21 protein-coding genes are annotated in these 20,191 nt (G+C 61.7%); 12 read left to right on the top strand and 9 right to left on the bottom strand.

Annotated elements, in window-relative coordinates; all coding sequences use genetic code 11:
* Positions 1-33 precede the first annotated feature (33 nt).
* The gene (locus HX875_RS13595; RefSeq protein WP_177043569.1) at positions 34-1,575 is read left to right on the top strand and encodes a SulP family inorganic anion transporter; all 1,542 of its coding nucleotides are present in this window, start codon (positions 34-36) and stop codon (positions 1,573-1,575) included.
* A 129-nt stretch (positions 1,576-1,704) separates the two neighbouring features.
* Here the strand turns inward: HX875_RS13595 and HX875_RS13590 are convergent, their stop codons facing one another.
* A complete protein-coding gene (locus HX875_RS13590; protein WP_177043568.1) occupies positions 1,705-2,352 on the bottom strand; it encodes a hypothetical protein in 648 nt (215 codons plus the stop codon).
* Positions 2,353-2,720: 368 nt separating this feature from the next.
* Here HX875_RS13590 and coxB point away from each other — a divergent pair, with 368 nt between their 5' ends.
* From coxB to HX875_RS13570, 4 genes are all read left to right on the top strand, one after another.
* Positions 2,721-3,848, top strand: a complete 1,128-nt coding sequence (gene coxB / locus HX875_RS13585) for a cytochrome c oxidase subunit II (RefSeq protein WP_177043567.1) — start codon at positions 2,721-2,723, stop codon at positions 3,846-3,848.
* A gap of 58 nt (positions 3,849-3,906) precedes the next feature.
* Positions 3,907-5,496 (top strand): cytochrome c oxidase subunit I, encoded by a 1,590-nt coding sequence (gene ctaD, locus HX875_RS13580; protein WP_177043566.1) that lies wholly within the window; start codon positions 3,907-3,909, stop codon positions 5,494-5,496.
* A 141-nt stretch (positions 5,497-5,637) separates the two neighbouring features.
* A complete protein-coding gene (locus tag HX875_RS13575) occupies positions 5,638-6,189 on the top strand; it encodes a cytochrome c oxidase assembly protein (RefSeq protein WP_008439615.1) in 552 nt (183 codons plus the stop codon).
* 35 nt (positions 6,190-6,224) lie between these two features.
* Complete coding sequence (locus HX875_RS13570) at positions 6,225-7,112, top strand: cytochrome c oxidase subunit 3 (RefSeq protein WP_177043565.1); 888 nt, start codon at positions 6,225-6,227, stop codon at positions 7,110-7,112.
* Positions 7,113-7,118: 6 nt separating this feature from the next.
* Here HX875_RS13570 and HX875_RS13565 read toward each other — a convergent pair whose 3' ends face one another.
* Positions 7,119-7,322, bottom strand: coding sequence for a twin transmembrane helix small protein (locus HX875_RS13565; RefSeq protein WP_010168612.1), 204 nt, complete (start codon positions 7,320-7,322; stop codon positions 7,119-7,121).
* Positions 7,323-7,406: 84 nt separating this feature from the next.
* On the opposite strand from HX875_RS13565, the gene HX875_RS13560 reads away from it, so the two are divergent.
* The 6 genes from HX875_RS13560 (at position 7,407) to HX875_RS13535 (ending at position 12,254) form a co-directional block, all read left to right on the top strand.
* Complete coding sequence (locus tag HX875_RS13560; RefSeq protein WP_177043564.1) at positions 7,407-8,150, top strand: SURF1 family protein; 744 nt, start codon at positions 7,407-7,409, stop codon at positions 8,148-8,150.
* Positions 8,116-8,715, top strand: a complete 600-nt coding sequence (locus HX875_RS13555) for a hypothetical protein (RefSeq protein WP_177043563.1) — start codon at positions 8,116-8,118, stop codon at positions 8,713-8,715. The genes HX875_RS13560 and HX875_RS13555 overlap by 35 nt, the downstream gene beginning before the upstream one ends.
* Before the next feature lie 10 nt (positions 8,716-8,725).
* Complete coding sequence (locus HX875_RS13550; protein WP_177043562.1) at positions 8,726-9,805, top strand: COX15/CtaA family protein; 1,080 nt, start codon at positions 8,726-8,728, stop codon at positions 9,803-9,805.
* Entirely contained in the window at positions 9,793-10,692 is a 900-nt protein-coding gene (gene cyoE / locus HX875_RS13545) for a heme o synthase (RefSeq protein ID WP_177043561.1), read from the top strand. Before HX875_RS13550 ends, cyoE begins: the two co-directional genes overlap by 13 nt.
* Positions 10,689-11,324, top strand: a complete 636-nt coding sequence (locus HX875_RS13540) for an SCO family protein (RefSeq protein ID WP_010168617.1) — start codon at positions 10,689-10,691, stop codon at positions 11,322-11,324. The genes cyoE and HX875_RS13540 overlap by 4 nt, the downstream gene beginning before the upstream one ends.
* Positions 11,325-11,792: 468 nt before the next feature.
* Complete coding sequence (locus HX875_RS13535; protein ID WP_177043560.1) at positions 11,793-12,254, top strand: BRO-N domain-containing protein; 462 nt, start codon at positions 11,793-11,795, stop codon at positions 12,252-12,254.
* A 106-nt stretch (positions 12,255-12,360) separates the two neighbouring features.
* On the opposite strand, the gene HX875_RS13530 is transcribed toward HX875_RS13535, so the two are convergent.
* The 3 genes from HX875_RS13530 to HX875_RS13520 are packed head-to-tail and all read right to left on the bottom strand — an operon-like array spanning position 12,361 to position 14,867.
* Entirely contained in the window at positions 12,361-13,134 is a 774-nt protein-coding gene (locus HX875_RS13530; RefSeq protein ID WP_177043559.1) for a MetQ/NlpA family ABC transporter substrate-binding protein, read from the bottom strand.
* Positions 13,135-13,185: 51 nt separating this feature from the next.
* A complete protein-coding gene (locus HX875_RS13525) occupies positions 13,186-13,860 on the bottom strand; it encodes a methionine ABC transporter permease (RefSeq protein ID WP_010168623.1) in 675 nt (224 codons plus the stop codon).
* On the bottom strand, positions 13,860-14,867 hold the full coding sequence (locus tag HX875_RS13520) for a methionine ABC transporter ATP-binding protein (RefSeq protein WP_003214829.1): 1,008 nt from the start codon (positions 14,865-14,867) through the stop codon (positions 13,860-13,862). Before HX875_RS13520 ends, HX875_RS13525 begins: the two co-directional genes overlap by 1 nt.
* A gap of 268 nt (positions 14,868-15,135) precedes the next feature.
* On the opposite strand from HX875_RS13520, the gene katE reads away from it, so the two are divergent.
* Positions 15,136-17,277 (top strand): catalase HPII, encoded by a 2,142-nt coding sequence (gene katE / locus HX875_RS13515; RefSeq protein ID WP_177043558.1) that lies wholly within the window; start codon positions 15,136-15,138, stop codon positions 17,275-17,277.
* A 100-nt stretch (positions 17,278-17,377) separates the two neighbouring features.
* Here the strand turns inward: katE and HX875_RS13510 are convergent, their stop codons facing one another.
* The 4 genes from HX875_RS13510 to HX875_RS13495 are packed head-to-tail and all read right to left on the bottom strand — an operon-like array spanning position 17,378 to position 20,183.
* A complete protein-coding gene (locus HX875_RS13510; RefSeq protein ID WP_177043557.1) occupies positions 17,378-18,097 on the bottom strand; it encodes a PA5502 family lipoprotein in 720 nt (239 codons plus the stop codon).
* Positions 18,098-18,134: 37 nt separating this feature from the next.
* Entirely contained in the window at positions 18,135-18,923 is a 789-nt protein-coding gene (gene znuB, locus HX875_RS13505) for a zinc ABC transporter permease subunit ZnuB (protein WP_010168631.1), read from the bottom strand.
* Positions 18,916-19,701, bottom strand: a complete 786-nt coding sequence (gene znuC / locus HX875_RS13500) for a zinc ABC transporter ATP-binding protein ZnuC (RefSeq protein ID WP_177043556.1) — start codon at positions 19,699-19,701, stop codon at positions 18,916-18,918. The genes znuB and znuC overlap by 8 nt, the downstream gene beginning before the upstream one ends.
* The gene (locus HX875_RS13495; RefSeq protein WP_003214819.1) at positions 19,701-20,183 is read right to left on the bottom strand and encodes a Fur family transcriptional regulator; all 483 of its coding nucleotides are present in this window, start codon (positions 20,181-20,183) and stop codon (positions 19,701-19,703) included. The genes znuC and HX875_RS13495 overlap by 1 nt, the downstream gene beginning before the upstream one ends.
* Positions 20,184-20,191: the final 8 nt, after the last annotated feature.

The following is a 20,191-nucleotide window of genomic DNA, read 5'->3' as shown; positions in this document are numbered from 1 at the left end:
GCCACGCCCGGCGAATGCCTCGGGAGAGTCATCATGCGTGCTGCTCAATTAAAAGCTGTACTGCCACGGGAGCTGCTGGCCTCCGTGGTTGTGTTTCTGGTCGCCCTGCCGTTATGCATGGGGATCGCGATTGCTTCCGGGATGCCACCGGCCAAGGGCCTGATCACCGGGATCATCGGCGGTTTGGTAGTGGGTTGGCTGGCGGGGTCGCCGCTGCAAGTCAGCGGGCCGGCGGCGGGTTTGGCGGTGCTGGTGTTCGAGTTGGTGCGCCAGCATGGCATGGCCATGCTCGGGCCGATCCTGTTGCTGGCGGGCTTCCTGCAACTGGTAGCCGGGCGTTTGCGCCTGGGCTGCTGGTTTCGCGTCACTGCGCCGGCGGTGGTGTACGGGATGCTGGCGGGGATCGGGGTGCTGATTGTCCTGTCTCAAGTGCATGTGATGCTCGACGGTGTGCCAAAACCTTCCGGGCTGGATAACCTCGCCGGCTTTCCGGCGGCGTTGGTCCAGGCGATACCCACCCTCGGCGGCGGCCTCGGCTGGCAGGCCGGTTTGCTCGGGCTGTCGACGATTCTGGTGATGTGGCTGTGGGACAAGTTTCGCCCGCAAAAACTGCGCTTCGTGCCGGGCGCCCTGCTCGGTGTGGGCTTGGCGACGGTTACCAGCCTGGTGCTGGCGCTGCAGGTCAAGCGTGTGGAGGTGCCGGAAAACCTCGCCGATGCCATCGACTGGCTGCGCCCCAGCGACCTGCTGAACCTGGCAGATCCCAACCTGTTGATCGCCGCGTTCGCCGTGGCGTTTATCGCCAGCGCTGAAACATTACTTTCGGCGGCGGCGGTCGACCGTATGCACGCCGGGCAACGTTCCGATTTCGACAAGGAATTATCGGCACAAGGTGTGGGTAACATGCTGTGTGGCCTGGTGGGCGCCCTGCCGATGACCGGCGTGATCGTGCGCAGCTCGGCCAACGTCCAGGCCGGCGCCACCACGCGGCTGTCGGCGATGTTCCACGGCTTGTGGTTACTGGCGTTCGTGCTGTTGCTGTCCAGCGTGCTGCAAAGCATTCCGGTGGCAAGCCTGGCGGGCGTGTTGGTGTACACCGGGATCAAGCTGGTGGACATGAAGGCGTTTCGTGGCTTGGCGCGTTACGGACGGATGCCGATGTTCACCTACGCGGCGACTGCCCTGGCGATCATTTTTACCGACCTGCTGACGGGGGTGCTGGTGGGCTTCGGGCTGACGCTGGTCAAGCTGGCGTTCAAGGCTTCACGCTTGAAGATAAGCCTGATCGACCTGCCGCCGGAGGGCGAGATGGAGCTGCGCTTGACGGGGGCTGCGACCTTTCTCAAGGTGCCGGCGTTGACTCAGGTGTTGTCGACGGTACCTGCCGGGACGACCGTGCATGTGCCCCTCAGTAACCTGAGTTACATCGACCACTCCTGCCTTGAGCTGTTGGAGGAATGGGGGCGGGCGAATGCGGCCAAGGGCTCGACGCTGGTGATCGAGGCGCGAGGGTTGAAGCGCAGGTTGGAAGGCAGAGTCAGGACAACGACCGGGATAGGTTCAGCTGCTGTGTGATCCCTGCATAACCCTGTGGGAGCCGGGCTTGCCCGCGATGGCGTTAGATCAGCAAAGAATGTATTGGCTGATACACCGCTATCGCGGGCAAGCCCGGCTCCCACATTTGATCTATGTCGGTCGGGAGATTTAGGCCGGCTGGTCCAGCTCAAGACCCACACCCAACTGCCGCGACAGGCACGGCCAGCGTTTCCACGCGGCTTCCGTGTCCGGGCTCTTGAGCTTGTCGCGGTAAGTCTCGACCGACTCCAGCGCAAAGCTGTCTTCGTTGAGCATCTCATCCACCGCGTGGTGCACCGCTTCATCCAGCTGGTTGGCAAATGTTTCGCCGATCAACTGGTGGGCAATCACGTTCGCCACGGTGGTATCCAGCGGGATCAACGGCTGGCCGAAGTGCTTGATATACAGATCGTTGACCTCTTCCACCAGGCGATGCGCCAGGTAAGCCTCGTCCAGCAAACCGTCCAGGCCCTCATGCCCGGCCAGGATCGCTGGCGGCTGCAGGAAGAAATGCTCGGCGATTTTCAGTACCGGTTTGATCTGGCTCTCAATGCCGGCTTCACGGGCGACATCGTTGGCCGCGTCCAGCAAATCCGGGACCTGGTCGATGTAGGCGCTGACAAAACGCGTCATCACGCCCTTGGCGTCGACATCAGGCAGGGCGATCGCCGGGTGCAGGTGCGGTAACTGAACTTCCAGCTGCTGAGCAAGCTGGCCAGTGCTGGATTCGTGTTGATGGGCACGGGAAATCTGCTCGCGCAATGCGGCGGTGTTCATGAAAGCTCCAGTGGTGCAGGCGTAGGAAATAGGGAGAGCATAAGGTAGCTCGTTTATACGAGAGCCTAAGACGCATTTGTCATAATTATTTCATGGTTATGCACTGCTGTTATATCAAATCGCCATCGTTCGTCGGATAAGTCGCTCCACTTGTCCTGTTGTGTGGTCGGTTCGTCCATTTTCGTTCATTTGCCCGATCACATTGCGGGGTGGCGGTCGCTGTCTATACTCGGTTTTGTACGCAATTAGCTGATGACGCCCGACTGCATGAGCAGGCAAGGCTTAGCGGTTGTAAGCAGTATGGAAGCCGCTCCCTTGGCCGCAGGTGCAAACCGGCGGGATAACAAGAACGATAAGGGGAACCCGCAATGACGCGACATCCACATGTTTGGATGGGTCTACTGTTGTGGTCAGTATTCGGCCAGGCGCAAGCCGCCTGGACAACGAATATGGCGCCAGGGGCCACTGAAGTCAGTCACGCCGTGTTTGACCTGCACATGACCATTTTCTGGATTTGTGTGGTGATCGGCATCGTCGTGTTTGGCGCGATGTTCTGGTCGATGATCGTTCACCGGCGCTCCACGGGCCAGGTGGCGGCCAAGTTCCACGAGAGTACGACGGTGGAGATTCTCTGGACCGTGGTGCCCCTGTTGATCCTGGTGGCGATGGCCATTCCGGCCACCAAGACGCTGATCAACATCTACGACAGCACCGAGTCGGATATCGATATCCAGGTCACCGGCTACCAGTGGAAGTGGCACTACAAATACCTGGGCCAGGATGTGGAGTTTTTCAGCAACCTGGCCACGCCCGCCGAGCAGATTCATAACCAGGCCGTCAAAGGCGAGCATTACCTGCTGGAAGTCGACCAGCCGCTGGTGCTGCCGGTGGGCGCCAAGGTGCGTTTCCTGGTGACGGCCGCCGATGTGATCCACTCGTGGTGGGTGCCGGCGTTTGCGGTCAAGCGCGATGCGATTCCCGGCTTCGTCAACGAGGCCTGGACCCGGGTCGAGAAGCCCGGCATCTACCGCGGCCAGTGCGCCGAGCTGTGCGGCAAGGACCATGGCTTCATGCCCATCGTGGTTGAGGTCAAGTCCAAGGCCGACTACGACACCTGGCTCGGCGAGCGCAAGGAAGAAGCGGCCAAGCTCAAGGAGCTGACCTCCAAGGAATGGACCCTGGATGAGCTGGTGGCCCGTGGCGACAAGGTTTACCACACCACCTGCGTAGCCTGTCACCAGGCCGAAGGCCAGGGCTTGCCGCCGATGTTCCCGGCGCTCAAAGGCTCGCCGATCGCCACGGGAGCCAAGGAAGACCACCTGCACCGCGTGTACTTCGGCAAGCCCGGCACCGCCATGGCGGCATTCGGCAAGCAGCTGTCGGAAGTCGATATCGCGGCGGTCGTGACCTACGAACGCAACGCCTGGGGCAACAACAAAGGCGACATGGTCACTCCTAAAGACGTGCTGGCTCTGAAACAGGCGGAAAGCAAATGACTTCCTTCATTGCGTATTCCCTGAACCGTCCCGCCCACTCGTTCGCAGGAGAAAGGCCATGAGCGCTGTGATCGATGACCACGGTCATGCCGGTGACCACGCTCACGGCCCCGCCAAGGGCCTGATGCGTTGGGTGCTGACCACCAACCACAAAGACATCGGGACCATGTACCTGTGGTTCAGCTTCGCCATGTTCCTGCTCGGCGGCTCGTTCGCCATGGTGATCCGCGCCGAGCTGTTCCAGCCGGGCCTGCAGATCGTGGAGCCGGCGTTCTTCAACCAGATGACCACCATGCACGGCCTGGTGATGGTGTTCGGTGCGGTGATGCCGGCGTTTGTCGGCCTGGCCAACTGGATGATCCCGTTGATGATCGGCGCGCCCGACATGGCCCTGCCGCGCATGAACAACTTCAGTTTCTGGCTGTTGCCAGCGGCGTTCCTGATGCTGGTGTCCACCCTGTTCATGCCCGGCGGCGGGCCGAACTTCGGCTGGACCTTCTACGCCCCGCTCTCCACCACCTATGCGCCGGAAAGCGTGACCTTCTTCATCTTCGCCATCCACCTGATGGGCATCAGCTCGATCATGGGTGCGATCAACGTGGTCGCCACCATCCTCAACCTGCGCGCTCCCGGCATGACCCTGATGAAAATGCCGCTGTTCGTCTGGACCTGGCTGATCACAGCCTTCCTGCTGATCGCGGTGATGCCGGTGCTGGCGGGTTGCGTGACCATGATGTTGATGGATATCCACTTCGGCACCAGCTTCTTCAGTGCCGCCGGCGGCGGCGATCCGGTGCTGTTCCAGCATGTGTTCTGGTTCTTCGGGCATCCCGAGGTGTACATCATGATCCTGCCGGCCTTCGGCGCCGTCAGCTCGATCATCCCGACCTTCTCGCGCAAGCCGCTGTTCGGCTACACCTCGATGGTGTACGCCACGGCGAGCATCGCGTTCCTGTCGTTCATCGTGTGGGCGCACCACATGTTCGTGGTGGGCATCCCACTGGTGGGCGAGCTGTTCTTCATGTACGCCACGCTGCTGATCGCGGTGCCCACGGGGGTGAAGGTGTTCAACTGGGTGAGCACCATGTGGCAAGGCTCGCTGACCTTCGAGACGCCGATGCTGTTCGCCGTGGCCTTCGTGATTCTGTTCACCATCGGTGGGTTCTCCGGGCTGATGCTGGCCATCGCCCCGGCGGACTTCCAGTACCACGACACCTACTTCGTGGTGGCGCATTTCCATTACGTACTGGTGCCTGGCGCGATCTTCGGGATCTTCGCCTCGGCCTACTACTGGCTGCCGAAATGGACCGGCCACATGTATGACGAAACCCTGGGCAAGCTGCACTTTTGGCTGTCGTTCGTGGGGATGAACATGGCGTTCTTCCCGATGCACTTCGTAGGACTTGCCGGCATGCCGCGTCGGGTGCCGGACTACAACCTGCAGTTCGCCGACTTCAACATGGTCTCCTCCATCGGTGCCTTCACCTTTGGCGCGACGCAGATCTTCTTCCTGTTCATCGTCATCAAGTGCATCCGTGGCGGCCCGCCCGCGCCGGCCAAGCCGTGGGATGGCGCCGAAGGGCTGGAGTGGAGCATCCCTTCGCCCGCGCCGTACCACACGTTTACCACGCCGCCGGAGGTCAAATGAACACCTCCCTACCCTGTGGGACCTGGCTTGCCTGCGATGGCATCACCTCGGTGTGCCTGAAAGACCGAGTTGCCAGCATCGCGGGCAAGGCAGCTCCCACAGAAAAGCCATTCACAGAGCATTCATTCGCAGGTGGCCGCCATGCTTGAGTCCGTGCCCATCAAGCGCCTGGTCACGCGCCTGTTGATCCTGGTGGTGGCGATGTTCGCCTTCGGCTTTGCCCTGGTGCCGATCTACGACGTGATGTGCAAGGCGTTCGGCATCAACGGCAAGACCGCCGGGCAGTACGAAGGCGAGCAGGTGGTGGACCCGACGCGCCAGGTGCGTGTGCAGTTTTTGTCCACCAATGCCATCGACATGGTCTGGGAGTTCCACTCCAAGGCCGACGAGGTGGTGGTCAACCCCGGCGCGGTCACCGAGATGCTGTTCGTGGCCTACAACCCCACCGACAAACCGATGACGGCCCAGGCGGTGCCGAGCATTTCGCCCGCCGAGGCAGCGATGTACTTCCACAAGACCGAGTGTTTTTGCTTCACCCAGCAAGTGCTACAGCCAGGCCAGCGCATAGAGATGCCGGTGCGCTTCATTGTCGATCGCGACATGCCCAAGGATGTGAAGCATTTGACCCTGGCGTACACGCTGTTCGATATCACCGCGCGCCAACCGCCCGTGGCTGTCCATACCGGCGGCTAGGCGTTGCTTGCGGGCTCGATTAGGAGAACGAATACATGTCGACTCATGATACGTACTACGTACCAGCGCAAAGCAAATGGCCAATAATTGCCACGTTGGGCATGCTGATTACGGTGTTCGGGCTGGCTACCTGGTTCAACGACCTGAAGGCCGCACGCCCGGAATCCCACGGCCCGCTGATCTTTTTCGTCGGTGGTCTGCTGCTGGCCTACATGATGTTTGGCTGGTTCGGCGCGGTGATCAAGGAAAGCCGTGCCGGTTTGTACAGTTCGCAGATGGACCGCTCCTTTCGCTGGGGCATGACCTGGTTCATCTTCTCCGAGGTGATGTTCTTCATCGCCTTCTTCGGTGCGCTGTTTTATGTGCGGCACATGTCGGCGCCCTGGCTGGCGGGCGAAGGCCACAAGGGCATCGCCCACATGCTGTGGCCGAACTTCGAATTTGCCTGGCCGCTGCTGAACAATCCTGACCCGAAACTGTTCCCGGCGCCCAAGGGCACCATCAGCCCGTGGGGCCTGCCGCTGATCAACACGATCTTGCTGGTGAGCTCCAGCGTGACCATCACCATCGCCCACCACGCCTTGCGCAAAGGCCATCGCGGCGCGCTGAAGATCTGGCTGGCGATCACCGTGCTGCTGGGTTGGGCGTTTCTCGGCTTCCAGGCCGAGGAATACATCCACGCCTACAAGGAACTGGGCCTTACCCTGGGTTCCGGCGTATACGGCGCGACCTTCTTCATGCTCACCGGTTTCCACGGCGCCCACGTGACCATCGGCACGATCATTTTGTTTGTGATGCTGATGCGCATCCTGAAGGGGCATTTCAACAACGAGCACCAGTTCGGCTTCGAGGCGGCCAGTTGGTATTGGCACTTTGTGGACGTGGTGTGGATCGGGCTGTTTTTCTTCGTTTACGTGCTTTGAGGATTTTCACCAGGGCGCATGAGACACCAGCTGGCCGCTGAAGAACCCCCAGGTGATCAACCCCAGGGTGATCACGGCCAGCACCACACGCACGGTCAAGGCAGTGACGAGGCGATTGGAGTTGCCCTCGTCCTTGACCAGGAAGAACAAGCCACTGAACAGGCTCACGACGGTAGCAATCAGCATCAGGGCAATGGCTGCTTTGAGCATGGTGGGCTCCGGGGCTCTTTTTTGGAGGGGGCGAGCAATGAGATTCAGTATAGCCAGCGCAGCACCGACCTCTGCGGCAATGCCATGAAACCCTTTCGCCCCGGTATTGCGCCGACGCTGGTGGTGCTTGTGCTGCTGCCGTTGCTGGTGTTCCTCGGCTTTTGGCAACTGTCCCGTGGTCACGAAAAACAGGCGCTGCTGGAAACCTACGCCGAGCGCCGTGCTGCCGAGCCCATGAGCAGTACGCAATTGCAGGCCACCGAAGATCCGGCGTTCCGTCGTGTGCATTTGCGCGGGCAGTTCGACGCCGAGCACAGCGTGTTGCTGGATAACCGCTTTCGCGACGGCAAGGTCGGTGTGGAGCTGCTGCAACCTTTCCATGATCAGGCCAGCGGCCAGTGGCTGCTGCTCAATCGCGGCTGGCTGCCCTGGCCGGACCGGCGCACGCCGCCCGCTTTCAATACCCCCGGGCAGCCGCTGAATGTCGACGCCTGGGTCTATGTAGCCCCGGGCGAGACCTTCCAGCTGCACGCCGATCCGGCGGGCGCAAAGTGGCCGCGATTGCTGACTGCACTGCATCCCGAAGCATTGTGGGCCGAGTTGGATCGCAGCGGATTCGCCTATGAAGTGCGGGCTGAAGCGGGCCCGGCCACCTACGAAACCAACTGGCCCGTGGTTGCCATGGGCCCGGAAAAACACCTGGGCTATGCCGTGCAGTGGTTCGCCATGGCGGTGGCGCTGTTCGGTCTTTACCTCTACCTCGGATGGCACAACACAAAAAAGGAGAAGCGCCATGGGAGCGGCCATGAATCCACTCAACATGTCTGACGCGCCAGCAGCGCCCAATCGGCGCAAGGGCCGCTGGCAACTGATCCTGATCCTGCTGATGGTGATCGGCCCGATGGTGCTCGCCACCTTCATGTACAAGCTGCAGTTCTGGGTGCCGGACAGCCGCAGCTACCACGGCGAGATGATCGGCAATGGCCAGACCCGCGCCGACATCGGCGTGCAGGCCGACGAAGACCGCTGGCAGCTGCTGGTCACCGCACCCACGGCCTGCGCCGCCGACTGCCAGCAACTGGTGTACCTCGCACGCCAACTCCAGATCGGCCTGGGCCGCGACGCCTCCCGCGCCAGCCACGCCCTGGCCAGCGCGCAGCCGGTAAGCACTGCCTACGACGCCAAGCTCAAGGCCGAATACCCGCAACTGCAGCGTTATTCCCTGGACCTGTCGACCTTCAATAAAGACGCCGCCGCCCAGGGCAGCGGTGATGCCCAGCTGTGGATCGTCGACCCCCACGGCAACCTGGTGCTGCGCTACGACGCCCGGGTCAAGGGCAAGGACCTGCTGAACGACCTGCGCCTGCTGTTGAAACTGTCGAACATCGGATAAGGACACCGTCATGGCCAAACCTGGATTTCGCCTCGCGCTGTTTGCCACCCTGCTGGCCCTGATTGTGGTGCTGCTGGGTGCCTATACCCGGCTGACCCATGCCGGCCTTGGTTGCCCGGACTGGCCGGGTTGCTATGGCTTTATCAGCGTGCCGAAAAGCGAAGCCCAGTTGGCCCATGCCGAACTGCATTACCCGGACACGCCGGTAGAGGCGGACAAGGGCTGGAACGAGATGACCCACCGTTACTTCGCCGGCACCCTCGGGCTGCTGATCGTGCTGCTGGCGGCGCGCGCCTGGACCCATCGGCATCATCCGGGGCAGCCATTGAAGCTGCCGTTGTTCCTGCTGGCGGTGGTGTTTGCCCAGGCGGCGTTTGGCATGTGGACGGTGACGCTGAAGCTCTGGCCGCAGGTGGTCACCGGGCATTTATTGGGCGGGTTCGCGACGTTGAGCCTGCTGTTTTTGCTGACGCTGCGATTGTCCGGCGTGCTGCCGGCGCTGATCGTTCCCAGGCGTTTGCAGTACTGGGCCACGGCCGGGCTGGTGTTGGTGATCGGCCAGATTGCGCTGGGTGGATGGGTCAGCTCCAACTACGCGGCGGTGGCCTGTATCGACCTGCCGACCTGTCACGGCCAATGGTGGCCGGCGGCGGATTTCGCCAATGGTTTCCACCTGACTCAACATATCGGCCCCAATTACCTCGGTGGCCAACTGGACAGTGATGCGCGCACGGCGATTCACCTGACTCACCGAATTGGCGCGCTGTTGGTTACCGTCGTGCTGCTGGGCCTGGCCTGGCAACTCAAGGTAGTCGGCATGACCCGCCTGGCCGGCCTGTTGCTGATCGCCCTGGCGGCGCAAATCTGCCTGGGCCTGAGCAACGTTTACTTCCACTTGCCACTGCCGGTAGCCGTTGCGCATAACGCCGGCGGTGCGGCGTTGCTGCTGACGCTGGTGTTGGTCAATTACCACGCCCGCACCAGCCTGGTCCGGGTGCGGCACCAGTTGCCGTTCGGCTGGCGCTTCAGCCCGCGTAAACACGTGTCGGGCCTTATAACCCTCAAAGGAGAGATGCCATGGCGACCTTGATCGGCGAGCGTCACAGCCTGGCGATCTGGCGTGACTACCTGGAGCTGACCAAGCCAAAAGTAGTGGTGCTGATGCTTATCACCTCGCTGGTGGGCATGTTTCTCGCCACCCGAGCCGGGGTGCCATGGCCGGTGCTGATTTTCGGCAACCTGGGGATCGCCCTGTGTGCCGGTGGTGCGGCGGCGGTCAACCATGTGGTAGACCGGCGCATCGATGCATTGATGGCGCGCACCCATAAACGCCCGCTGGCGGAAGGGCGTGTATCACCTGCTGCTGCGCTGACGTTCGCGATGGTGCTGGCGGTGGCCGGGCTGGCGCTGCTGCTGGCGTTTACCAACCCACTGGCCGCGTGGCTGACCCTGGCTTCGCTGTTGGGCTATGCGGTGATCTACACCGGCTTCCTCAAGCGTGCCACGCCGCAGAATATCGTCATCGGTGGCCTCGCCGGCGCTGCGCCGCCGTTGCTGGGCTGGGTCGCCGTCACCGGCCACGTCAGTGCCGAGCCGTTGCTGCTGGTGTTGATCATCTTCGCCTGGACCCCGCCGCACTTCTGGGCCCTGGCGATTCACCGCAAGGAGGAATACGCCAAGGCCGACATCCCGATGCTGCCCGTGACCCATGGCGAGCATTACACCAAGGTGCATATCCTGCTCTATACCTTCGCCCTGCTGGCGGTCAGCCTGATGCCGTATGTGATCCACATGAGCGGCGTGCTGTACCTGGTGTGCGCGCTGGTTCTGGGCGGGCGCTTTCTGCAATGGGCCTGGGTGCTGTACCGTGGCAGTCGGCCGCACGCGGCGATCAACACCTTCAAGTACTCTATCTGGTACCTGTTCGCGCTGTTTATCGCCCTGCTCGTAGACCATTACCTATTGTTGAACCTATGACTCGAACTCAAAAAACTGTCTTCATTCTGGTGGCCATTGTCGCGTTGATCATGGGCCTGACCGTCAACAAAGTACTGAGCGGAAAAGGTCAGGGCGACCCGACGGCCTTGATCGACGCGGGCATCATCCTGCTGCCCCAAAGCCGCCAGCTGCCGCCGGTGACCATGACCAACCAGGACGGCCAGCCGGTGGTGGTCAATGAGTTGAAAGGCAAGTGGAGCGTGCTGTTCTTCGGCTACACCTTCTGCCCGGACATCTGCCCGACCACCCTCGCCCAACTGCGGCAGATCAAGAGCGAGCTGCCTAAAGACGTTGTGGACAAGTTGCAGGTGATCCTGGTCAGCGTCGACCCCAACCGCGACACCCCGGCGCAGCTCAAGCAGTACCTGGGTTACTTCGATCCGCAGTTCGAAGGCCTGACCGGCGCGAATGTTGAGGATGTGCAGAAGGTTTCGAACGCAGTGAGCATTCCGTTTATTCCGGCGGACACCAGCAAGCCCAACTACACCGTCGACCACAGCGGCAACCTGGCGCTGATCGGACCGGATGGGACGCAGCGCGGGTTTATCCGAGCGCCGTTGAACAACCAGAAGCTGGTGGCGCAGTTCCCGGGATTGTTGCAGCGTAAATAAGCATGCCGACAATTCCCTGAGCGACACAAATCAAATGTGGGAGCTGGCTTGCCTGCGATAGCGGTGTGTCAGCAGCAGATATGTGACTGACACGGCCCCATCGCAGGCAAGCCAGCTCCCACAGGGTTATGTGCACAGCGCATGAATGTGTGTCGTCGGACTTTTCCCGCAACCTGTAACGGTTGGCGCGAAGTTGTTTGGCATGCGTCGACTGACTAGTCTTTGCCCTGTCGCTGCAAATTCAGTGACAGGGCGTAGGAACCCTTTTATGTACCCTCGGCGTAATAGCGCCATCGTCTGATTGCGGCGTTTTTTTTGCGCCCGTACTATCAGTCGCGGCGGCTATGCGCGGGCACGTTTCGACGTGGCCGAGATCCCTGGGTACTCGGTTCCTACCCCGCGTATGGCTGCCACCCAAGCCCGTAGGAAGGCCGTTGGCAGCTCCCATGCATACCCGGAGTTGTCGAAATGAAAATGCTTACCCCAGATCCACCCTTCACCCCCGAAGTCTTCACCCGTCATCACCAGCAACTGCACGCCATCCTCATCGACGCCCAAGCCTGGTTCAGCGCCCGCGACATTGGCCACCTGATGGGCCTGCATCTCAACGAAGCCTTGCTGCGCAAGCTCGATCCTGACCAACAACAAACACTAACCGCCACCACTCACGGCCGCGCTGCGTCAACCTTGATGCTCAGCGAGTCCGGCGTGTACGCGATGTTGATCTACCACTACTGCCCGGAAAACCGTGCCCTGCGCCAATGGCTGACCCACGAAGTAGTGCCCGCGCTGCGCGGTAAACAGCAGGCAAGCGAAAGCCCGGCCCTGAGTGGGTTGGCCTGGTCGACGGCAAGTTTGAGTGTGTTGCAGTGGCGCAATGAGCCGTGGATCCGGCTGCGGGATATGCCCAAGGTGTTGCCGGGCGTGTAGCGCTTGAAACTGTGGGAGCTGGCTTGCCTGCGATACAGGCGGCGCGGTGTTACTGATACACCGCAGCGATGCCATCGCAGGCAAGCCAGCTCCCACATTTGATGGATCAGAACGCCGGCAGGATCGCGCCTTTGTACTTCTCGAGAATGAACGCTTTCACTTCCGGGGTGTGCAGGGCTGCAACCAGCTTCTTCACTGCGTCCGAATCCTTGTTGTCTTCGCGGGTCACCAGGATGTTCACGTAAGGCGAGTCATTGCCTTCGATCACCAGAGCGTCCTTGGATGGGTCCAGCTTGGCTTCCAGCGCGTAGTTGGTGTTGATCAGCGCCAGGTCGACCTGGGTCAGCACGCGCGGCAGGGTGGCGGCTTCCAGTTCGCGGAATTTCAGGTTTTTCGGGTTGCCGGTGATGTCCTTGATGGTCGACAGGATGTTGGTCGGGTCCTTCAGGGTGATCAGGTTGTGCTTGGCCAGCAGCAACAGCGCACGGCCGCCGTTGGTGGCGTCGTTCGGGATCACGACGTTGGCGCCGCTTGGCAGCTCTTCCAGTTTTTTGTACTTGCTGGAGTAAGCGCCCAGAGGCTCAAGGTGCACAGCGCCGACGCTCACCAGGTGAGTACCCTTGGCTTTGTTGAACTCGTCCAGGTACGGCTGGTGCTGGAAGAAGTTGGCGTCCAGGCGCTTTTCGGCCACCTGTACGTTGGGCTGGACGTAGTCGGTGAAGACTTTGACTTGCAGGTCCACGCCTTCTTTGGCCAGGGCCGGCTTCACGAATTCGAGGATTTCAGCGTGAGGCACCGGGGACGCGGCCACGGTCAGGGTTTCGGCGGCGTGGGCGGAAAACGCGGCGACGGCGGCGAAAGCAACCAGTAGTTTTTTCATTCAACAAGCTCCTTGTTCGGGTATTGGCCGGCTTCGCGCCGGCAATAGCCGTTATTTTCGAGAAAAGTGCACCACCAGCTTGTCGCCGACGGTTTGCAGAATTTGCACCAGGATCAACAGCAGCACCACGGTGACTACCATCACGTCGGTCTGGAAGCGTTGATAACCGAAACGGATCGCCAGGTCACCCAGGCCACCGGCACCCACCACACCGGCCATGGCCGTGTAGGACACCAGTGTAATCGCCGTCACCGTAATCGCCGCGAAGATGCCGGGGCGAGCTTCGGGCAGCAAGGCGTTGGTGATGATCTGCCGGGTGGTCGCGCCCATGGCCTGGGTCGCTTCGATAATCCCGCGGTCCACTTCACGCAGCGCGGTTTCCACCAGGCGCGCAAAGAACGGCGTGGCCCCCACTACCAGTGGCGGAATCGCACCGGCAACCCCCAGGGACGTGCCGGTGATCAGCACCGTGAACGGAATCATCACGATCAGCAGAATAATGAACGGCAGCGAGCGCAGGATGTTCACGATCAGCGACAGCAGGGCGTACAGGTTTTTTTGTTCAAACAGCTGGCGCGGGCTGCACAGGAACAGCAGCACGCCCAACGGCAAGCCCAGCAGCACGGTGAACAGCAGCGAGCCGAACAGCATGGTCATGGTGTCGCCGGTGGCGAGCAGGATTTCCGACCAGTCGATATTCGAGAAAAAGCTCAACAGGATTTCCATTAGCGCAGCACCTCCATATGGACGTCTGCCGCGGTGAAGGCGGCGAACGCGGCCTCCATGTCACCACCGGTGACGGCCAGGGTCAGTTGCCCGTAGGGGATGTCTTTGATGCGGTCGATACGGCCGGCAAGGATGCTGTAGTCCACACCCGTGTCGCGGGCGACGGTACCCAGCAGTGGCGCGTAGGTCGCTTCACCCTGGAACGTCAGCCGCACGATGCGGCCCGGCACGTGGGCGAAGTCATCACGCTGCTCGCCTTCGTCGACTTGCTCGGACTCTTGCACGAAACGCTTGGTGGTCGGGTGCTTGGGGTGCAGGAACACGTCGGCGACGGTGCCTTGCTCCACGATCACACCGGCATCCATCACAGCCACGTGGTCGCAGACCCGGCGGATCACGTCCATTTCATGGGTGATCAGCACGATGGTCAGCTTCAGCTCGCGGTTGATCTCGGCCAGCAGTTGCAGGACCGAGGCCGTGGTCTGCGGGTCGAGGGCGCTGGTGGCTTCGTCGCACAGCAGGATCTTCGGCTTGGTGGCCAGGGCGCGGGCGATGCCGACGCGCTGCTTCTGGCCGCCCGACAGCTGCGCCGGGTACTTCTTGGCGTGGTCGGACAGGCCGACCCGGGCAAGCAGTTCGGCCACCCGCAGGTCGATTTCCTTGCGGGACAGTTCGCCCGCGAGGGTCAGCGGCAGCGCCACGTTGTCGGCAACGGTCTTGGACGCCAGCAGGTTGAAGTGCTGGAAGATCATCCCGACCTGTTGCCGGAAACGGCGCAGGCCGTTGGCGTCGAGGGCGGTGACTTCTTCGTCATCGACCTTGATCTGACCGCCGCTGGGTTGCTCCAGGCGATTGATCAGACGCAGCAAAGTACTTTTTCCCGCACCGGAATGGCCGATCAGACCAAACACCTGGCCATTTTCGACGCGCAGGTTGGTGGGATGCAGCGCGGGGATATCCTTACCGGCGACCCGGTAGGTTTTATGGACGTTATGAAACTCGATCACGTAGCGAACCTTGTGGGGCGCATTAAAAAGGGATCAGCGGTTAGCCGGGCGCGCATTTTAGCCTGTCCGTATAGCGTTTCTTAGCATTTATTTCTCATCCGACCAGCGATTTGGCAATAACGCGATCAAAGGTCATAAAAAAGGAACGGTGCAAAACCGTGTCAGTCACTACTTAAGCAACTCGAAATTCCCGGGTGCCGTGCCTGGGGTTTTGCTCAAGAAGAGCCGGGGATCGCTCTGGCCTACGCAAACGAGGAGTTTTTGTCTGATGAGCACTAAAAAGCCAGTTACCCCGCCCAAGAGCGAACTTGCGGGTACCGACACTCTGGACCGTGGCAACACCAACGCCAAGCTGCAAAGCCTGGAAACATTCCGCTCCGACGCGACCGGCCAGGCGCTGCGCACCAACCAGGGCGTGAAGGTTTCCGATAATCAGAACAGCTTGAAGGTCGGCTCCCGTGGCCCCTCGCTGCTGGAAGACTTCATCATGCGTGAGAAAATCACGCACTTTGACCATGAACGCATCCCGGAACGTATCGTCCATGCCCGCGGCACCGGCGCCCATGGTTATTTCCAGACCTATGCAAACCATTCGGCGCTGACCAAGGCCGGGTTCCTGCGTAACCCCGAACATAAAACCCCGGTCTTTGCGCGGTTCTCCACGGTGCAGGGCCCGCGCGGCTCGGGCGATACCGTGCGTGACGTGCGTGGGTTTGCCGTGAAGTTCTTCACCGACGAAGGCAACTTCGACCTTGTGGGCAACAACATGCCGGTATTTTTCATTCAGGACGCGATCAAGTTTCCTGACTTCGTGCATGCGGTAAAACCTGAGCCCCACAACGAAATTCCTACCGGCGGCTCGGCCCACGATACGTTCTGGGATTTTGTCTCGCTGCAACCGGAGTCGGCGCACATGGTGATCTGGGCCATGTCTGACCGCGCAATTCCAAAGAGCCTGCGCACCATGCAGGGCTTTGGCGTGCATACCTTCCGCCTGGTGAATGCCGAGGGCAAATCCAACTTCGTCAAATTCCACTGGCGCCCCACCGTCGGCACCTGTTCCCTGGTGTGGGACGAGGCGCAGAAGCTTGCAGGTAAAGACACCGACTTCCACCGTCGCGACCTGTGGGAATCCATCGAAGGCGGCGATTACCCGGAATGGGAATTGGGCGTGCAGATCATCGCGGAGGAAGACGAGCATAAGTTCGATTTCGACATCCTCGACCCGACCAAGCTGATCCCCGAAGAGCTGGTGCCGATCACGCCGCTGGGCAAGATGGTGCTCAACCGCAACCCGGACAACTACTTTGCCGAGACCGAGCAAGTGGCGTTCTGCCCGGGACATATCGTGCCAGGTATCGACTTCTCCAATGACCCGCTGCTGCAAGGTCGCCTTTTTTCCTACACCGATACGCAGATCAGCCGACTGGGCGGGCCGAACTTTCATGAGCTGCCGATCAACCGTCCGGTCGCGCCGTTCCATAACGGGCAGCGTGACGCGATGCACCGCACCACCATCGACAAGGGGCGTGCGTCCTACGAGCCGAACTCGATTGATGGTGGCTGGCCGAAAGAAACCCCGCCGGCTGCCGAAGACGGCGGTTTTGAGACGTATCCAGAGCGCATCGATGCCCACAAGATCCGTGAGCGCAGTGAGTCGTTCGGCGATCACTTCTCCCAGGCACGCTTGTTTTTCCGCAGCATGAGCAAGCACGAGCAGGAGCACATCATCGCGGCCTACAGCTTTGAGCTGGGCAAGGTGGAGCGTGAGTTTATCCGGGCGCGGCAGGTGAACGAGATCCTCGCCAACATCGACCTGGAGCTGGCCAAGCGTGTGGCGCAGAACCTGGGGTTGCCAGCGCCGAAGAAAGGCACGGTGCCGGAGCGCAAGACGTCTCCGGAACGTTCGCCAGCATTGAGCCAGGCCAACTTGCTGTCGGGTGATATCAAGACCCGGAAAGTAGCGATTCTGGCGGCGAACGGTGTTGATGGTGCCGCGATTGCGGCGCTGAAGAAGGCGCTGGAAGCCGCCGGTGCACACGCCAAGCTGCTCGGGCCGACCTCGGCGCCGGTGACGACGGCCGATGGCAAGAGCCTGCCGGTGGATGCCTCCATGGAGGGCTTGCCGTCGGTGGCGTTCGATGCGGTGTTTGTGCCGGGCGGTGCCAAGTCAGTGCAGGCGTTGAGCGGCGATGGCGTGGCGTTGCATTACTTGCTGGAGGCGTACAAGCACCTGAAGGCGATTGCCTTGGCCGGTGAGGCGAAGCAGTTGCTCGATGTGCTCAAGCTTGAGGCGGATGCGGGGCTGATAGTGGGCGGTGATGCGAAGGCGTTGAAGGCGTTTTTTGCCGCGATTGCCCAGCATCGGGTCTGGGATCGGGAGCCGAAGGCTAAAGCTGTTCCGGCTTAAGTTATTGGTTGTTTGTTAGACCGCTGTCGCAGGCAAGCCAGCTCCCACATTTTGAATTGTGAATACATTCAAGTGTGGGAGCTGGCTTGCCTGCGATGCTTTATTCGGTCTTGCGCGGAATCAGCACAACCTGCGCCGGAACCTTCTTCAGGATCTGCCGGTGAATCTTCAGGTCATACCCCGAATCAATGCGCTTCACCCGTTTGGTCAGCAATGTGGCCAGCCATGGGTAATCTTCGGTGCGCGGCGCCTGGATGCTCACGTCACACTGGTAATTCACCACATCGGTGGCGATCTCATCCAGTTGATGGCGCAACGCCTCGATGTCGGTGAGGTTCAGCGCAACCGTGGTGCTTTCGGCCGCAGGGTCGATGACTCTGGCGGGTGGCTTGGCTTCGGCGGCTTTCAGCGCAGCTTCGGCTTTATCCAGCTCGACTTTGCGGGCGTGGGTGATCGCGCTGTTGACGCCACCGGTCAGCGCCGGTGCCTTGGGCATCAATGCCCGTGCGCGGCTCAGGGCTGTGGCGGCGGCGTTGACGTCACCTTTTTGCAGGACGATCTGGCTGCGCTGCAAGTAGGCTTCGGCCAGTTGGCGCTGATAAGACTCCAGCGCCGGGTCGTTGGGCGATTGGGCCTGCAGCGCGGCCAGCTCGTCTTCGGCGGTGGCCAGTTCACTGCTGGCGAGGTTTTGCTCCAGCTGTGCGATGGCCGCAGCACGCGCGTCCGGCGCCTCTGGGGCGGCGGGCGGGGTGCTTTGGCAGGCGCCCAGCAGCAAGGAAAATGCGGCAAGGAGCAGATAACGGAAGTTGAACAGCTTCATTCCTGCGACTCTCTAATTGCGCAAAAAGCGAGCAAGTCTACACCCCGCGACGGGGCAGGACAAAACTCAGCAGAAACAGGGCGGCCGCCGTGACCACAATCGACGGCCCGGCCGGGGTGTCCTTGAACCAGGACAGCGCCAGGCCACCACACACCGCAAGCATCCCCAACAGGCTGGCGCCAACCGCCATTTGCTCCGGCGAGCGGGCGTGACGCTGGGCCGCAGCGGCCGGGATGATCAGCAGCGATGTGATCAACAATACGCCGACAATCTTCATCGCGACAGCAATCACCACGGCGATCAGCAGCATCAGGGTCATGCGCAGCGCCGCCACGGGCAAGCCTTCGACGGTGGCCAGTTCTTCGTGGACGGTAATTGCCAGCAGCGGGCGCCACAGGGTTACCAGCAACACCAGCACCGCCGCGCTGCCGCCGAGGATCCAGGCCAGGTCGGTGGGGCTGATCGCCAGCAAGTCGCCGAACAGATAGGCCATCAGGTCGATGCGCACTTCGTGCATGAAGCTCAGCACCACCAGGCCAAGGGACAAGGTGCTCGGCGCCAGGATGCCCAGCAACGTATCCGAGGCCAGCGGCTGGCGCTGTTGCAGGGTCACCAGCAGCACCGCCAGCAACAGGCAGCCGACGGTGACGGCGATGGTCGGGCTCACATCCAGCAGAAAACCCATGGCCACGCCCAGCAGCGCGGCGTGGGACAAGGTGTCGCCAAAATAGGCCATGCGCCGCCAGACCACGAACGAGCCCAGTGGGCCCGCTACAAGCGCCAGAGCCAAGCCTGCCAGCAGGGCGTAGAGCAGAAAATCAGCCATGCTTGCAGCTATCTCCATGAACGTGGGTGTGGGTGGCGGCGGGGTCATCGACGACGGCGCCATGCAGGTCATGGGCGTGGTCGTGATGGTGGTGATAAATAGCGAGGCTCTGGGCATTCTTGCCGAACAGCTCGACGAAGGCCGGGTCGCCGCTGACCTGTTCCGGGTGGCCGGAGCAGCACACGTGGCGATTGAGGCACACCACCTGGTCGGTGGTGCTCATCACCAGGTGCAGGTCGTGGGAGACCATCAGCACGCCGCAACCGTGGCGGTCGCGCAGGCGGGTGATCAGGCTGTACAGCTCGGCCTGGCCGGCCACGTCGACGCCTTGCACGGGTTCATCCAGCACCAGCAGTTCCGGCTCGCGCAACAAGGCGCGGGCCAGCAGCACGCGCTGCATTTCGCCGCCGGAGATGCTTTGCACCGGGCTGTCGATCACCTGTTCGGCGCCGACTTCCTTGAGGGCCGACTGTGCGCGGGCACGGTCTACGCCGGGCACCAGGCGCAGGAAGCGCAGCACCGACAGGGGCAAGGTCGGGTCCACATGCAGCTTTTGCGGCATGTAGCCGACCCGCAGCTTCGGCTTGCGCCATACGCTGCCGCTGTCGGGCTTGAGCAGGCCGAGCACGGCGCGCACCAGGGTGGTCTTGCCGGCGCCGTTGGGGCCGATCAGCGTGACGATCTGCCCTGGTTCGACGCTCAGGGCGATGTTGTCCAGCACGTTTTGCCCGGCGAACGTGACCCCGACCTGTTCCAGGCGGATTAACGCAGTGCTCATCAAGCCCCCTGGCAGCCCGAGCACACACCGACGACTTCGACGGTTTGCCCTTCGACCTTGAAGCCGACGTCGCCGGCGCTCTTGATGATGCTGTCGCTGATGCTTTTTTGCTCAAGCTCGATGGCGGCGTGGCATTCGCGGCAAATCAGGAACTGGCCCTGGTGCGCGTGTTCCGGGTGGTTGCAGCCGACAAAGGCGTTGAGCGACGAGATGCGGTGCACCAGGCCGTTGTCCAGCAGGAAGTCCAGCGCGCGGTACACCGTGGGCGGCGCGGCGCGGCGGCCATCTTGCTCGCTGAGCACGCCGAGGATGTCGTAGGCACCCAGCGGCTTGTGGCTTTGCCACACCAGCTCCAGCACCCGGCGACGCAGGGCGGTCAGGCGCAGGCCTTGGCGCGCGCACAAGGCGTCGGCCTCTGACAGTGCGCTGTGCACGCAGTGAGAGTGGTCATGGGGACGGCTGGCAAGCGGTGTTTTAGGCATGAGCGGCG

This window comes from Pseudomonas yamanorum (assembly GCF_013386765.1).
Lineage (GTDB): Bacteria > Pseudomonadota > Gammaproteobacteria > Pseudomonadales > Pseudomonadaceae > Aquipseudomonas > Aquipseudomonas yamanorum_A.
Note: the sequence above shows the minus strand (reverse complement) of the source record. Positions and strands in the feature narration are given on the sequence as shown.

Bases quoted from the DNA above. Each gene is read 5' to 3' on its own strand.
- HX875_RS13595 (WP_177043569.1), top strand. From the start codon at position 34: ATGCGTGCTGCTCAATTAAAAGCTGTACTGCCACGGGAGCTGCTGGCC.
- HX875_RS13590 (WP_177043568.1), bottom strand. From the start codon at position 2,352: ATGAACACCGCCGCATTGCGCGAGCAGATTTCCCGTGCCCATCAACAC.
- coxB (WP_177043567.1), top strand. From the start codon at position 2,721: ATGACGCGACATCCACATGTTTGGATGGGTCTACTGTTGTGGTCAGTA.
- ctaD (WP_177043566.1), top strand. From the start codon at position 3,907: ATGAGCGCTGTGATCGATGACCACGGTCATGCCGGTGACCACGCTCAC.
- HX875_RS13575 (WP_008439615.1), top strand. From the start codon at position 5,638: ATGCTTGAGTCCGTGCCCATCAAGCGCCTGGTCACGCGCCTGTTGATC.
- HX875_RS13570 (WP_177043565.1), top strand. From the start codon at position 6,225: ATGTCGACTCATGATACGTACTACGTACCAGCGCAAAGCAAATGGCCA.
- HX875_RS13565 (WP_010168612.1), bottom strand. From the start codon at position 7,322: ATGCTCAAAGCAGCCATTGCCCTGATGCTGATTGCTACCGTCGTGAGC.
- HX875_RS13560 (WP_177043564.1), top strand. From the start codon at position 7,407: ATGAAACCCTTTCGCCCCGGTATTGCGCCGACGCTGGTGGTGCTTGTG.
- HX875_RS13555 (WP_177043563.1), top strand. From the start codon at position 8,116: ATGGGAGCGGCCATGAATCCACTCAACATGTCTGACGCGCCAGCAGCG.
- HX875_RS13550 (WP_177043562.1), top strand. From the start codon at position 8,726: ATGGCCAAACCTGGATTTCGCCTCGCGCTGTTTGCCACCCTGCTGGCC.
- cyoE (WP_177043561.1), top strand. From the start codon at position 9,793: ATGGCGACCTTGATCGGCGAGCGTCACAGCCTGGCGATCTGGCGTGAC.
- HX875_RS13540 (WP_010168617.1), top strand. From the start codon at position 10,689: ATGACTCGAACTCAAAAAACTGTCTTCATTCTGGTGGCCATTGTCGCG.
- HX875_RS13535 (WP_177043560.1), top strand. From the start codon at position 11,793: ATGAAAATGCTTACCCCAGATCCACCCTTCACCCCCGAAGTCTTCACC.
- HX875_RS13530 (WP_177043559.1), bottom strand. From the start codon at position 13,134: ATGAAAAAACTACTGGTTGCTTTCGCCGCCGTCGCCGCGTTTTCCGCC.
- HX875_RS13525 (WP_010168623.1), bottom strand. From the start codon at position 13,860: ATGGAAATCCTGTTGAGCTTTTTCTCGAATATCGACTGGTCGGAAATC.
- katE (WP_177043558.1), top strand. From the start codon at position 15,136: ATGAGCACTAAAAAGCCAGTTACCCCGCCCAAGAGCGAACTTGCGGGT.
- HX875_RS13510 (WP_177043557.1), bottom strand. From the start codon at position 18,097: ATGAAGCTGTTCAACTTCCGTTATCTGCTCCTTGCCGCATTTTCCTTG.
- znuB (WP_010168631.1), bottom strand. From the start codon at position 18,923: ATGGCTGATTTTCTGCTCTACGCCCTGCTGGCAGGCTTGGCTCTGGCG.
- znuC (WP_177043556.1), bottom strand. From the start codon at position 19,701: ATGAGCACTGCGTTAATCCGCCTGGAACAGGTCGGGGTCACGTTCGCC.
- HX875_RS13495 (WP_003214819.1), bottom strand. From the start codon at position 20,183: ATGCCTAAAACACCGCTTGCCAGCCGTCCCCATGACCACTCTCACTGC.